The sequence below is a fragment of the Pseudomonas versuta genome (assembly GCF_001294575.1).
GTDB lineage: Bacteria > Pseudomonadota > Gammaproteobacteria > Pseudomonadales > Pseudomonadaceae > Aquipseudomonas > Aquipseudomonas versuta.
The window spans coordinates 139,088-152,910 of the sequence record NZ_CP012676.1; the positions used below are offsets into that span (position 1 = coordinate 139,088).

At 56.2% G+C, this 13,823-nt stretch carries 12 protein-coding genes and 1 pseudogene; 5 read left to right on the top strand and 8 right to left on the bottom strand.

Annotated features, from left to right (window positions below; genetic code table 11):
- Positions 1-78: 78 nt before the first annotated feature.
- Complete coding sequence (locus tag AOC04_RS00650) at positions 79-759, top strand: Fe2+-dependent dioxygenase (RefSeq protein ID WP_060690700.1); 681 nt, start codon at positions 79-81, stop codon at positions 757-759.
- Positions 760-761: 2 nt separating this feature from the next.
- The gene (locus AOC04_RS00655; protein WP_060690701.1) at positions 762-1,511 is read left to right on the top strand and encodes a tetratricopeptide repeat protein; all 750 of its coding nucleotides are present in this window, start codon (positions 762-764) and stop codon (positions 1,509-1,511) included.
- Positions 1,512-1,619: 108 nt separating this feature from the next.
- Here AOC04_RS00655 and AOC04_RS00660 read toward each other — a convergent pair whose 3' ends face one another.
- The 5 genes from AOC04_RS00660 to AOC04_RS00680 form a co-directional block, all read right to left on the bottom strand.
- Positions 1,620-2,783, bottom strand: coding sequence for a type III PLP-dependent enzyme (locus AOC04_RS00660; protein WP_060690702.1), 1,164 nt, complete (start codon positions 2,781-2,783; stop codon positions 1,620-1,622).
- A 445-nt stretch (positions 2,784-3,228) separates the two neighbouring features.
- On the bottom strand, positions 3,229-4,386 hold the full coding sequence (locus tag AOC04_RS00665; RefSeq protein WP_060690703.1) for an osmoprotectant ABC transporter ATP-binding protein OsmV: 1,158 nt from the start codon (positions 4,384-4,386) through the stop codon (positions 3,229-3,231).
- A complete protein-coding gene (locus AOC04_RS00670) occupies positions 4,383-5,036 on the bottom strand; it encodes an ABC transporter permease (RefSeq protein WP_003443798.1) in 654 nt (217 codons plus the stop codon). Before AOC04_RS00670 ends, AOC04_RS00665 begins: the two co-directional genes overlap by 4 nt.
- Before the next feature lie 15 nt (positions 5,037-5,051).
- The gene (locus tag AOC04_RS00675) at positions 5,052-5,954 is read right to left on the bottom strand and encodes a glycine betaine ABC transporter substrate-binding protein (protein ID WP_060690704.1); all 903 of its coding nucleotides are present in this window, start codon (positions 5,952-5,954) and stop codon (positions 5,052-5,054) included.
- Between the two features lie 25 nt (positions 5,955-5,979).
- Positions 5,980-6,696 carry an ABC transporter permease gene (locus AOC04_RS00680; protein ID WP_029612199.1) on the bottom strand — a complete coding sequence of 239 codons (717 nt, stop codon included), beginning with the start codon at positions 6,694-6,696 and terminating at the stop codon, positions 5,980-5,982.
- Positions 6,697-7,037: 341 nt separating this feature from the next.
- Here AOC04_RS00680 and AOC04_RS00685 point away from each other — a divergent pair, with 341 nt between their 5' ends.
- Together AOC04_RS00685 and AOC04_RS24060 are read left to right on the top strand one after the other, a co-directional pair.
- Positions 7,038-8,621 carry a peptide chain release factor 3 gene (locus AOC04_RS00685; protein ID WP_060690705.1) on the top strand — a complete coding sequence of 528 codons (1,584 nt, stop codon included), beginning with the start codon at positions 7,038-7,040 and terminating at the stop codon, positions 8,619-8,621.
- A gap of 74 nt (positions 8,622-8,695) precedes the next feature.
- A pseudogene (locus AOC04_RS24060) lies at positions 8,696-8,896 on the top strand (IS30 family transposase); the annotation flags it as partial.
- Between the two features lie 171 nt (positions 8,897-9,067).
- Here AOC04_RS24060 and AOC04_RS00690 read toward each other — a convergent pair.
- Positions 9,068-10,318 carry a hypothetical protein gene (locus AOC04_RS00690; protein WP_060690706.1) on the bottom strand — a complete coding sequence of 417 codons (1,251 nt, stop codon included), beginning with the start codon at positions 10,316-10,318 and terminating at the stop codon, positions 9,068-9,070.
- Positions 10,319-11,366: 1,048 nt separating this feature from the next.
- Between AOC04_RS00690 and AOC04_RS00695 the strand changes: the two genes are divergently transcribed.
- On the top strand, positions 11,367-11,666 hold the full coding sequence (locus tag AOC04_RS00695) for a hypothetical protein (protein ID WP_060690707.1): 300 nt from the start codon (positions 11,367-11,369) through the stop codon (positions 11,664-11,666).
- 207 nt (positions 11,667-11,873) lie between these two features.
- On the opposite strand, the gene AOC04_RS00700 is transcribed toward AOC04_RS00695, so the two are convergent.
- Together AOC04_RS00700 and AOC04_RS00705 are read right to left on the bottom strand one after the other, a co-directional pair.
- Entirely contained in the window at positions 11,874-12,848 is a 975-nt protein-coding gene (locus tag AOC04_RS00700) for a peptide ABC transporter ATP-binding protein (protein ID WP_060690708.1), read from the bottom strand.
- Positions 12,848-13,816: an ABC transporter ATP-binding protein gene (locus AOC04_RS00705; RefSeq protein ID WP_060690709.1), complete on the bottom strand. Its 969-nt coding sequence runs from the start codon at positions 13,814-13,816 to the stop codon at positions 12,848-12,850. The genes AOC04_RS00700 and AOC04_RS00705 overlap by 1 nt, the downstream gene beginning before the upstream one ends.
- Positions 13,817-13,823: the final 7 nt, after the last annotated feature.

A 13,823-nucleotide genomic window follows, 5' to 3' on the forward strand; every position in this document is an offset into this window, starting at 1 on the left:
ACGCGTGCCTTAACAGGGTTTTACACAATCAATAAGAATCAATACCATTGCCACCCCTTTGCTATCAGGTAGCGCGCCATGCTGTTGCATATTCCCGGCTTGTTTTCCCGTGAAGAAGTGCGGCGCATCCGCGAGGCACTGGAGCAGACCGAGTGGGCCGACGGCAAAATCACCGCCGGCTTCCAGTCCGCCAAGGCCAAGCACAACCTGCAGTTGCCCGAAGGGCATCCGTTGGCGCAGGAGATTGGCGCGGCAATGATTGAGCGACTGTGGAAAACCCCGTTGTTCATGTCGGCAGCCTTGCCGCACAAGGTCTTCCCGCCGCTGGTCAATTGCTATACCGGCGGCGGCAGTTTCGACTTCCATATCGACAACGCCGTGCGCCAGCCCAAGGGCAGCCCTGAGCGAGTGCGAACTGACTTGTCGGCCACCCTGTTTTTCAGCGACCCCGAGGACTATGAAGGTGGCGAGCTGGTGATCCAGGACACCTACGGTGTGCAGCAGGTCAAATTGCCTGCAGGCGATATGGTGCTGTACCCGGGAACCAGCCTGCACAAGGTCAATGCTGTCACCCGTGGCGCACGCTATGCGTCGTTCTTCTGGACCCAGAGCCTGGTGCGCGAAGACAGCCAGCGCACGCTGCTGTTTGAAATGGATAACGCCATTCAGCAACTGACCCGCGACGTACCAGACCACCCCTCGCTGATCCAGCTCACGGGCACTTATCACAACCTGTTGCGCCGCTGGGCCGAGGTCTAGGGATGCCTTTTCAATTGCGTCGTGAAGAAGTGCTCGACGGTGAGCAACTCAAAGCCATGCTCGCTGAGAACCCGGCGCGTGCGGCGCAGGCGATTTTGCTCGCGGCCCGCCAAGGCATCGTCGACGGTCAGGCATTGCTGGGGCAGATTCTGCTCGATGGTCAGGGGATTGAGCGCGACCCGGCCCTGGCCCGGCGCTGGTTCCAGATTGCCGCCAATGCAGATCACCTGATGGCGCGCAACATGCTGGGTCGGTGCTGGGAGCATGGCTGGGGCGGGCCGGTTGATTTGACCCTGGCCAGCCTGGAATATCGCCAGGCCGCTGAAGCCGGGCTGGACTGGGCGATGTACAACTACGCCAACTTGCTGGCCACCGGGCGTGGCGTGGCGCAAGACCAGATCACAGCTCAGCGTTATTACGCCCGGGCGGCGCAGTTGGGGCATGCCAAATCGATGAACTTGCTGGGGCGTTACCTGGAGGAGGGCGTGCATTGCCCCGCTGATATAGAGGCGGCATGCCTGTGGTACCGGCGTTCGGCTGAAGGCGGTGACTTTCGCGGTCAATTCAGCCATGCCTCGGTGCTGGCCGAGTCGGGGAATATTGACCAGGCACTGTTCTGGTTTGAGCGCGCGCTGGCAGGAGGCAACCTCAAATTTCTCAAGGTTGCGAGCGTGACCTTGTTGAATGCCCGGCACCCGCAAATCCGGGCACTGGCCACGGCTTACCAGCAGCGGGCGGCCGAGATTTTGTAGGCGCGAGCTTGCTCGCGAGCCCTTGAACAGCTCGCGAGCAAGCTCGCTCCTACAGGTGGCAGGCACAAAAAAGCCCATGACAGGTCATGGGCTTTTTATGGGCTGCGTTTACAGGTAGAACGATTTCAGCGGCGGGAAGCCATTGAATTCAACTGCGCTGTAGCTGGTGGTGTAAGCACCGGTAGAAAGCCAGTACAGGCGATCACCGATAGCCAGGTTCAGTGGCAGGCCGTATTTGTAGTTTTCATACATGATGTCGGCGCTGTCGCAGGTCGGGCCGGCAATGACGACTTCTTCCATCTCGCCTTTCTTTTCAGTCCAGATCGGAAACTTGATGGCTTCGTCCATGGTTTCGATCAGGCCCGAGAATTTGCCCACGTCGGTGTATACCCAACGCTCGACGGCGGTACGCGATTTACGCGCAACCAGTACCACTTCACTGACCAGAATACCGGCGTTGGCGATCAGCGAACGGCCTGGCTCGAGGATGATTTCCGGCAGGTCGTCACCGAAGTCTTCCTTCAGGAAACGGATGATTTCTTCAGCGTAGGTTTCCAGGCTGTTGGTGCGGGTGATGTAGTTGGCCGGGAAGCCACCGCCCATGTTGATCAGCTTGAGAACAATGCCGTCTTCTTCCTTGAGGCGTTCGAAGATCACTTTGACCTTGGCGATAGCCGCGTCCCACACGCTGATGTCGCGTTGCTGCGAGCCCACGTGGAACGAAATACCGTAAGGCACCAGGCCCAGGTCGCGGGCCAGGATCAGCAGGTCCATGGCCATATCGGTCTGGCAGCCGAATTTGCGCGACAGCGGCCAGTCAGCCGTCGTCGAGCCTTCGGTGAGGATGCGCACGTAGATTTTCGAACCCGGGGCGGCCTTGGCAATGTTGCGCAGGTCGGCTTCGGAGTCAGTGGAGAACAGGCGTACGCCTTTGTCGTAGAAGTAGCGAATGTCCTTGGACTTCTTGATGGTGTTGCCGTAGCTGATGCGATCCGGGGACACGCCCCGATCCATCACTTTGTCCAGTTCATAGATCGACGCGATGTCGAAGCTTGAGCCCTTGTCGCGCAGCAGGTCGATGATTTCGACTGCCGGGTTGGCCTTGACCGCGTAGTACACCTTGGCAAATTCAAAGCCCGCGCGAAGGTCATCGTAAGCCTTGCTGATCATGGCGGTGTCGATCACCACGAACGGGGTTTCCTGGGTGTCGGCAAAGGCCTTCATTTTATTGAAGGTATCGCGCGCGTAATAGTCTTCGACCTGAATCGACATGCTGAGGGACTCCTAGTGGCAAACGTCATAAATAAATGGGCGCAACTGAACATCCTCCGTATCCCCACTTTGGTTCGCCTACTTCCCAAGGCATGTCCGCCGAAAGCAAATAAGGTAAATGGACCTTGCTGTCTCGTCGTCAGTACTTGAGCCGGATGGATCGTTTCCAGCATGGATGTTCGGCGCGAACTTTAGGGCGTGATTGCGCATTGATCAACAAAAAATGTCGCGTTTTGCACGAGTTCGTCGGGGACTCAATATCGGCTATTTAAGTAACCGACCTTGATGACGGAGTGATGTTCCCGCAGGAGGGGATTTGGAGGGGAGCGATGAGCGGTGCCCTGCTGTGGGAGCCTGGCTTGCCAGCGATGGCATCTGCACGGTCTGTCAGTAAAACCGCGTTGTTTGCATCGCCGGCAAGCCAGGCTCCCACAGGATCGGATGTTTAGGCCACAGCAATATCAGCCGGCGAAACAATGCTGGTCTTGGCCCCGCGCGAGCGGCCGGAACTCAAGTAGGCCGCGATGGATTCCTGGGTCACTTCGCCGAGGAATACCCGTTCTGCATCCATTACCGGCAACCACGAGCGGTTGAACTCGTACATGCGCGACAGCAGGATGCGCAAGTGTTCGTCCGATGCTGCGGTGGCGGTGAATTCGCGCAGAAACTGGCCGCACGTGCCGGTCTGGCGATGCAGGTCGCGACGGCGTACATAGCCCATGGCCTTGTTGTCGGCGCAGGTGACTACCACGTAGCGACGGTCCAGTTCGTCCATCAACTCCAGTGCTTCGGCCACCGGTGTTTCCGGGCTGACCGACGGAGCGTTGTCTGCCGCGTCTTCGGCCTTGACCAGCAACAGGCGTTTGAGCGTGCTGTCCTGACCGACAAAGTTGCTGACAAAGTCGTCGGCCGGGTGGGCGAGCAGGGTGTCCGGGTGATCCATCTGCAGCAGCTTGCCGCCGCGGAAGATGGCGATCTTATCGCCCAGCTTGATCGCTTCATCGATGTCGTGGCTGACCATGATCACGGTCTTGTTCAGCGCGCGCTGCATCTCGAAGAACTCGTTCTGGATCATTTCGCGGTTGATCGGGTCGACCGCACCAAACGGCTCATCCATTAATAGCAGCGGTGCGTCGGCGGCCAGGGCGCGAATCACGCCGATACGCTGTTGCTGACCACCCGACAATTCACGCGGGTAGCGGGTCAGGTACTGCTTGGGCTCAAGTTTGATCATGCTCATCAGTTCGCGGGCACGGTCATGGCACTTTTGCTTGTCCCAACCCAGCAGGCGCGGAACGATGGTGATGTTCTCCTCGATGGTCATGTTCGGGAACAGACCGATCTGCTGGATCACATAACCGATGTTGCGGCGCAGGGTGACCGGGTCAAGGTCGGTGGTGTCTTCGCCATTGATCAGGATCTTGCCGGAGGTTGGCTTGATCAGGCGGTTGATCATTTTCAGCGTGGTGCTTTTACCGCAACCCGAAGGCCCGAGGAACACGCAGATTTCGCCTTCGTTGACGGTCAGGCTTACCGAGTCCACGGCTTTTACATCTTTGCCGTTGCTTTGGAAGGTCTTGCTGAGGTTTTGAAGTTCGATCATTTGAGTAATCCTTTTGGAGTCAGCGTGCGTTGCAGCCATTGCAAAAGCAGGTCGGCGAAGATGGCCAGAAGGCTGACCAGTACCGCGCCGACGATCAGCATCGACATGTCGCTACGGCTGATTGCAGCAAGAATAAGTACACCCAGACCGCCGGCACCGATGGTGGCGGCAATCGTCATTACACCAATGTTCATCACCACGGCGGTGCGCACGCCGGCCAGGATCACCGGTACCGCGATTGGCAGTTCAACCATGCGCAGGCGCTGGGCGAAGGTCATGCCGATACCGCGGGCGGCTTCACGTATGCCCGGTTCCACGCCGGTCAGGGCAAGGAAGGTGTTACGCATGATCGGCAGCAGTGAGTACAGGAACACCGCGGTGATGGCGGGCATCGGGCCCAGGCCCTGGCCGAACTTGGAATAGAACGGCAGCAGCAGACCGAACAGGGCAATCGAGGGGATGGTCAGCAACACGGTGGCGCTGGCTTGCATGGGACCGGCCAGTGACGGGAAACGCGTCATCAGTACGCCCAGCGGTACGCCAACCACAATGGCCAGGGTTACGGCGATCCCGACCAGCGCAATGTGTTGCAGGGTCAGGTGCATGACCTGATTCCAGTCCATGTTGGAAAAGGCGTTTAGAAATTCCATGTCTTTTCCTCCGGGTCAGTTAGCTAAAAGCTGTGGGTGCTGGCGCAGGAAGTCTGCGGCTACCCGAGACGGGCTTTCGTGGTCAACGTCGACCCGGGCGTTGAGCTGGCGCATGGTCTCGTCGTCAAACAGTTGCGCCAGTGGCTTGAGCAGCTCAGCCAGGTCCGGGTGCTGGTCCAGGTAGGCTTTGCGTACCACGGGAGCGGCGGTGTAATCCGGGAAGTAATGCTTGTCGTCGTCGAGCAGCTTGAGGTTGAAAGCGCTCAGGCGACCGTCAGTGGTGTAAACCAGCCCGGCAAACACCTGGCCGTTTTTCAGCGAGGTATAGACCAGACCTGCGTCCATTTGCCGTATGTTTTTGCGGGTCAGGTCCATGTCATACAGCTCGGCCATGCCAATCAAACCGTCGGAGCGATTGGCGAACTCGGTATCCAGTGACACCAAGGCGTTTTTATTCGCCGGGTCGCGCAGGGCCTTGTTCAGATCGCTGATGCTGTTGATCTCCGGGTGTTCCTTGGCCACATTTTCTGGCAGCGCCAGGGCATAGGTGTTGCTGAACTTGGACGGGTGCAGCCAGACCAGGCCTTTTTTACCGTCGAGCTCTTTGACCCGTTCGAAGGATTGCTCGCTGTCGAGTTTTTCGGTCACGTGGTTATAAGCCACCAGTGACACGCCGGTGTATTCCCAGATCAGGTCCAGCTGCCCGGACTCCTGGGCGCTGCGTGCCAGGCTGCTGCCCAGCCCGCCGGTTACCTGAGCGTTGTAGCCCTTGTTGTTGAGGTATTGCGAGGTGATTTCAGCGAGCAGGGTTTGCTCGGTAAAAACCCGCGCCCCAATCCTGACCAGGGGTTTTTCTGCGGCCTGGGCAATTCCTGCGAACAGCAGGATGCAGCCTAAAAACAAGCTTAATTTTTTCATGCGTATTCCTTTGCTCAGCCAGACCTTATGCAGGTCGTAGACCGCGTTCCAGCCAGCGGCGGCTGATGAAGATCACCAGGCCGTCGAGCAGCAATGCCAGCAGCGCGGTACAGGCTGCGCCGAGGATGAGTTGCGGCTGATTGTTGAGGGCGATGCCAGGGAAAATCAGGCTGCCCAGGCTGTTGGCGCCGATCAGGAACGCCAGGGGGGCGGTGCCGACGTTGATCGCCAGTGCGACCCGTACGCCACCCATGATGATGGGCACGGCGTTGGGCATTTCGACCCGCCAGAGTACTTGGCGCGGGGTCATGCCGATGCCGACGGCGGCTTCTTTGAGTGAACCCTGAACGTTTTTCAGGCCTTCATAGGTGTTGCGCACAATAGGCAGCAACGAGGCGAGAAACAGGGCGAAGATGGCAGGACCGCTGCCGATCCCCAGAAAACCAAGCGCAATGGCCAGTACGGCCAGCGGTGGCACGGTGTTGCCGATGTTGAAGACTTGCATGAAGCGTTCCGCACGTCCGGCCATGCTTGGTCGGCTGAGGAAAATGCCCGCGGGGATCCCTACAAGGAGGGCGGCAAACATTGAAACGAGTACGAGGTACAGATGGGCTTGCAGGTAGAACAACAGATCATCTTGATAGTGTTCGATAGTGCTGATGCCGATCCAGTGGACCAACAGGGCCAGAAGTGCGAGAACAATCACACCTCCTATAAGCCCTTTTCCATAGCGATTAGCCACAGGCGGACTCCTTTTTTTTCTTGGTCGGCGAACACATGGTCGTGTGGCAATGCCATTCCTGGCTGCCGACGATGAGTTCGCGAAGAGCAACGGGTGGGGGCGAAAATGCGCCGCCATCACCTGTCATTAGCGCAGCCTCGTCAGGCTAACTTGCTGATATTTCAGCACCTGACGGTTTGTCGTATCAGGAGAGTGGACGCCTCCACTGCCTAAAAGGTTCACATTTTTTACGGCAGATTGCCACCCTTGTCCGACGAGCCATGGCACCAACGGTGGCTGCATGGGCCTAATTTGAGCTATAATCCGCGCCCTTTTTTGAATCAATCGTCAGGCGATTTCCCATGACCAACCAGGCCGCCGAAGTCGCGAAACGCCGCACTTTCGCTATTATTTCCCACCCCGATGCGGGTAAGACCACCATCACTGAAAAGCTGTTGCTGATGGGTAAGGCGATTGCGATCGCCGGTACGGTGAAATCGCGAAAGTCCGACCGCCATGCCACCTCCGACTGGATGGAAATGGAGAAGCAACGGGGTATTTCGATTACCACGTCGGTCATGCAGTTCCCGTATCGCGACCACATGATCAACCTGCTCGACACCCCGGGCCACGAAGACTTCTCGGAAGATACTTACCGCACTCTGACCGCGGTCGACTCGGCCTTGATGGTGCTCGATGGCGGTAAGGGTGTTGAGCCACGGACCATCGCGCTGATGGACGTTTGTCGCCTGCGTGACACCCCCATCGTCAGCTTTATCAACAAACTCGACCGCGATATCCGTGACCCGATCGAATTGCTGGACGAGATTGAAGCCGTCCTCAAGATCAAGGCCGCGCCGATCACCTGGCCGATTGGTTGCTACCGCGATTTCAAGGGTGTTTACCACCTGGCCGATGACTACATCATTGTGTACACCGCCGGTCATGGCCATGAGCGCACTGAAGTCAAAATCATCGAGAAGCTCGATTCCGATGAAGCGCGCGCGCACCTGGGTGACGAGTACCAGCGCTTTGTCGATCAGCTGGAACTGGTCCAGGGCGCCTGCCATGAATTCAACCAGCAGGAATTTCTCGACGGCCAGCTGACTCCTGTGTTCTTCGGTACGGCATTGGGCAACTTTGGTGTCGATCACGTGCTCGACGCCGTGGTCAACTGGGCGCCAGAGCCGCTGCCCCGGGTTGCCAACGAGCGCACGGTTGAACCGACTGAAGAGAAATTCAGCGGCTTCGTGTTCAAGATCCAGGCGAACATGGACCCTAAACACCGTGACCGTATCGCTTTTATGCGTATTTGCTCGGGCAAATACGAGAAGGGCATGAAAATGCGCCACGTGCGCACTGGCAAAGACATCCGCATCGGTGACGCCCTGACGTTCTTCTCCTCTGAGCGCGAGCAGCTGGAAGAGGCCTATGCAGGCGACATCATCGGTCTGCACAACCACGGTACGATCCAGATCGGCGATACCTTCACCGAAGGTGAAGGCCTGAGCTTTACCGGTATTCCGCACTTCGCCCCGGAACTGTTCCGTCGCGTACGTCTGCGCGATCCGCTCAAGTCCAAGCAATTGCGTCAGGGTTTGCAGCAACTGGCCGAAGAAGGCGCCACCCAGGTGTTCTTCCCGGAGCGCAGCAACGACATCATTCTGGGCGCCGTGGGTGTGCTGCAGTTCGACGTGGTCGCCAGCCGCCTCAAAGGCGAATACAAGGTGGAATGCTCCTACGAGCCGATCACCGTGTACTCGGCGCGCTGGATTGATTGCGACGATAAGAAGAAGCTTGAAGAGTTCAAGATCAAGGCTGTGGAAAACCTGGCGATTGACGGCGGTGGTCACTTGACTTACCTGGCTCCGACCCGGGTTAACCTGGCATTGATGGAAGAGCGTTGGCCAGATGTGAAATTCCGTGCCACGCGTGAACATCACTAAGGCCTCAGGGCTCTGGTAAAAAAAGCGAAGCCTTGGGGTTTCGTTTTTTTTTGCTTTGCCGAAAGTTTTAGTAAGAGTTTGCCGGTTATAAACGCATCGCGCATAACAGTTATTGTCAGGTGTAAATTGCTGACCCGTATGCGTGCTGCGGCCTGCCAAGCCAGTACTTCCCCAAGGGCAGCAACTTCAGCAAGCTGACCGTTGCCGATATAAATCGGGTGGTCGTGTTGATTAAGTTACGCCCACGTAAACGCCTTAGCTGGAAGACACGGTAAGAGTTCTATGCAGGGGTGTCCGGTTGTTAGGCTGAAGTGGGTTTTGTTTCTTGATCGAAAAGCCCCGGTTACCCAGGGCTTGATGGTGTGCATACCCATTGCTTACGTACGTTGGGTGCTGAGCATATTAGAGCGGCTCATATTAATCGAAATGCTCAACGCACTGAAAAATTAGCGCTTATCCAATATCAGGTTGCCCAATTCTACAGTCAACGAAACGCGAAGATTGTGCTGAGTACCATAAATATCCATTACGCTAAAATCGAAGCTAGGTCTGTTAGGTACCTCTTTCACCAAGTTGACATTAGTGTAATTGAGAAAAGTATGTGCGTAAACCAACTGGCCAATGACTAATTCCCCCGAACGAGGGTGCTTGATTTTATTTGCAAGACCGAATGTACCGGCCAAATACTGTAACCATTCTTCGTGTGACCTTGCCCCAATACCGCTATTCATGACTCCAACATAAAAGGGTGTCCCATATCTAGCCGTTTGGCTACCGGGCAGCCCAAAATAGGTATACGTGCATTTAGATGCGCCAGGACCCCGCGTCGCCCAAACCACCCCGTTATGTGAGTTGTAATTGAGCATGGTTTTAATAGCAACGGTGCGCCCACTAGGCATTCGAATATTCACATGATGTTCAGCCGCACGAAAATAGTTGACAAACCGCCCTTCGCCGATAAACGTATCTTTCAGATAGCCATTGGAAAGTCGATCACCGTAATTTTCTGAAGGCAGGCGTGGAAAAATCAGGGGCTCGATCTCAAAGGATGAGTTGAATTTACCGAGTTTATCACCTTCACCATTGTCATTCTCTACCTCACTGTAGTTGCTGCGGAATTCCGTACCGTCGCTGTTAATGATACGTGCGGCAATACGACGCTCGAGAGTAGCCGTCGTTCGCAGGTAAAACTGGACAGTCTGATAGTCTCCAGGGGCATGAGTGGCTTGTTCCTCTGGCGTGAGTGGCGATAATTCTTGCATCTGTTCATTGGTCGGCGGCGAGGTATTCAGGTCCTCCTGCTCGACGATACACGGCTCATTTCCAGCGGTCTCAAACAACTGGGGCTGTTCCACTCGCAAGCTACGGATCGAGTCAAGAAATTGTCGATCCCACGTATAGCCCAGGTTGGTACGCGAAGTACTCCAGGACTTGAGCTCAGAGCCAAAGTAAATTTCATCAGAAGTGCCGTAGTCAATCAACCTGATCTTATCAAGGTCCGCTTGCGGGATAGTTGTGAAATTACCGGACGCGTCCTTTGCCACCAAACGGACAGTTACAAGTACTTGTTGGTTACCATTATTGAGAAGCGGATACTTCCGGTGTTGCACGGAGGAATCATTGTGAACAAACACCTTAAAGTAAGATAGCTGATTCCAATTGGAGGCTTTTACTTCTGTTGTATTGACTTCATTCATAGTGTGTCATCCTGGGGGTAAGTGATATTGGCGCTCAATTGTTGAGTTTTTGAGAGCGCACAGACTTGTTCAACCAAGCTTGCAGACTTATAAAGTCTTCCTTGCAAGACGTTCCAGCAGTATCTCAAATACTGCCCCTTGACGCAGCAACCGCACCTTGTATGTAGTGTGTCTACAAAGACAGGAGGATAGAGATTACACACGAACGGTCAAATAACAGTCTCCATCCACGGATGGCTAACATGTCCGCCTTTTCAAACACTGTGGCTATACAAATTTTATTAATGAAATTTATTTCCTGAACAAAGTTCCCCTGTAAAACGAATCTTCGCCGGGCTGTGTAATTAGTCCTTGGCCAGCACTCGGGTTAGTGTCATCGCTTGCACTTGTCGGCGATTCAACGTCGGAAAAACTCATCTGGCTCATGCGTGGCTCGGGTCAGGTGTAAAGGTGTATTTCTTCACATCTGAGGATTTGTTCGGAGTTTTCCCGGGCAGTGCTCTGCATGGGCGGAACGGTAATGCCCGTTACTGCAGCGAGCGTTTCTATTTGATTGGCTCCAGGAAAATTTCATAAGCAATCATGATCTAGGGCCTCTGACACGGACTCGCAAAAAATGAAAGCTTGTCTTACTTCAGGGCGCCTGCATGGCTATTGGCGTCTCAGTAGAGAAAGTCTCTTTTACATCGTGTTTATTTGTATCAATGGTCATGACGAATTATTAGGCGCGCTTGCACGTTTAAAAACTTTGATAGTTAATGGTATTTGCAGGCACTGTTCCGGTGTGTTTCTCCGAAAATGGAAATTTATGCTTATGTGGGGATTTGCGTGCTGGCGCAGATCCTGCCGAAGGTTCAGGTGTGCGCCGGATCTGGAAACTTGAATAGCCTGATGGTGCCTGTAATTAGTGCAAATAGATCTATCACTGCGGCGGTTTGCCGGGCGATTTTCTGGATAAATGAGCTTATGCGGACTAGGTTTTAAAGCAGTCGGGCGCAGAAAAATGGCCGGGCAATGAGTCTTAACCTACTACAGGGTGGAATGCGCAATGAGACTTTTTCAACGCATAGTATTGTTGCTCAAAGTATTGGTCTTGCTGACGGTGAGTGCTTCAGCCGCTTGGGCAAGCAATCCACTGAACCTTTCTGGAGCTGGGGTTTCAGCCACGGGCGTTGCTGGCCCGGTGGTGCATGCCATTTACAAGTCAGATTCGGAGCCTGGTGATCAGGGGCAGGGCGGTACCTCGGGGGATGATGATCAAACGGACGGCGACGGCGACGGCGGCGCAGATGGCGGTGGCAACGGCGACAACGGTGATGAAGGCGACGATGGGGATAGCCAGACCTGACAGTCAGAATCTGGCTTTGTCCCTGCACCCCGTCCCGGGGACGCGGTGACATGATGTAGGAGCGAGCTTTTTATCGAGCGCTGCATTCTTGAGAAGCTCGCGAGCAAGCTCGCTCTTACAGGGTTATGTGTTGGATGTTACATAGCCCGTGGGAGCTGGCTTGCCAGCGATAAGGTTGCCCCGGCTCCCACAGGTTGTTTGCTGGTGTTAAACGCTCAAGAACTGCTCCGCGTGATGGCAGGCAACCTGGCGGTTGTCCAGCAGGCGCAGGGCAGGTTCTTCAGTGCTGCACAGATCGGTCGCATAGGGGCAGCGCTTGTGGAAGGCGCAGCCTGAAGGCGGGTTCAGCGGGTTGGGCAGTTCACCGACGATTTTGATTTTCGGCTTGTTCGGGTCCGGGTGGATGGTCGGGGTGGCCGACAGCAGCGCCTGGGTGTAGGGGTGCAACGGGCGAGTGTAGATCTCTTCCTTGGGCCCCATTTCTACCGGTCGACCGAGATACATCACCAATACCTGATCGGCGACATGCCGTACCACGGCCAGGTTGTGCGAGATGAACACGTAGGCGGTGTTGAACTCTTGCTGCAAATCCATGAACAGGTTGAGTACCTGCGCCTGAATCGAGACGTCGAGCGCAGAGGTCGGCTCGTCGGCCACCAGCACTTTGGGTTGCAGCATCATGGCGCGCGCAAGCGCGATCCGCTGGCGCTGGCCGCCCGAGAACATGTGCGGGTAGCGATGGTAGTGCTCAGGGCGCAAACCCACTTGCTTCATCATCGCCTGCACCTTATCGCGGCGTTCGCTGGCGCTCAGGGTGGTATTGATCAGTAACGGCTCGGCCAGCTGATCACCGACTTTTTGCCGTGGGTTGAGCGAGGCGTAAGGGCTCTGGAACACCATCTGTACGTCTTTACGCAATTGCTTGCGTTCAGCCTTGTTGGCCCCGGTGACTTCCTGACCGGCGATTTTCAATGAGCCTGAAGACGGCTCTTCGATCAGGGTCAGTGCGCGCGCCAGGGTTGACTTGCCGCAGCCCGACTCGCCAACCACCGCGAGGGTTTTGCCCGCTTCCAGTTCAAACGATACGCCGTTGAGTGCGCGCACCAGGGCGTGGCCTTTGAACATGCCACGGGACACTTCGTAGTGACGGGTAAGGTCACGGGCGGTAAGAACGACAGTCATTACGCCACCTCCTGGTTCAAGGGGAAGAAGCAGCGCACCTGGCTGTGAGCCCTGGGCTCCAGCGCGGGACGTTGCTGGCGGCAAGTGTCTTGCACATACGGGCAGCGCGGCGACAGCAGGCAGCCTTGCGGGCGGTCGTAACGCCCAGGGACGATACCGGGCAAGGTCGCCAGGCGGGCAGCACCCATGCTGTGCTCCGGGATCGCAGCCAGCAGGGCTTCGCTGTAAGGGTGCGCCGGCACGTCAAACAGCCCCGGCACGTTGCCAACTTCGACTGCCTGGCCTGCATACATCACGCACACGCGTTGCGCAGTTTCGGCCACTACGGCCAGGTCGTGGGTGATCAGTACCAAGCCCATGTTCTGTTCGCGTTGCAGATTAAGCAGCAAATCCATGATCTGGGCTTGAATAGTCACGTCCAGCGCGGTGGTCGGCTCATCGGCGATCAGCAGTTTCGGTTCGCCGGCAATCGCCATGGCGATGGCTACGCGCTGGCTCATACCGCCCGACAGTTGGTGCGGGTAGGCTTCCATGCGGCTGGCAGCGCCAGGGATTTCGACCTTCTCCAGCAGCTCGATAGCGCGTTTACGCGCCTCTTTTTTCGACATCTTCAGGTGCAGGCGCAGGACTTCTTCGATCTGGAAGCCCACGGTGTAGCTGGGGTTGAGTGCGGTCATCGGGTCCTGGAAGACCATGGCCATGTCCTTGCCGACGATTTGGCGACGCTGACGGGGGCTCAGGGTCAGCATATTTTTACCGTCGAAGTTCAGCGCGTCGGCGGTGACGATGCCGGGGTGCTCGATCAGGCCCATCAGCGCCATCATGGTCACGGATTTACCGGAACCTGATTCGCCGACTATGGCCAGGACTTCGCCTTTATCCACAGACAGGCTCAAACCGTCGACCACGGGAACAGCCTTGGCGTCGCCAAAACGGACATTGAGATTCTTGATTTCTAAAAGTGACATGCGAATC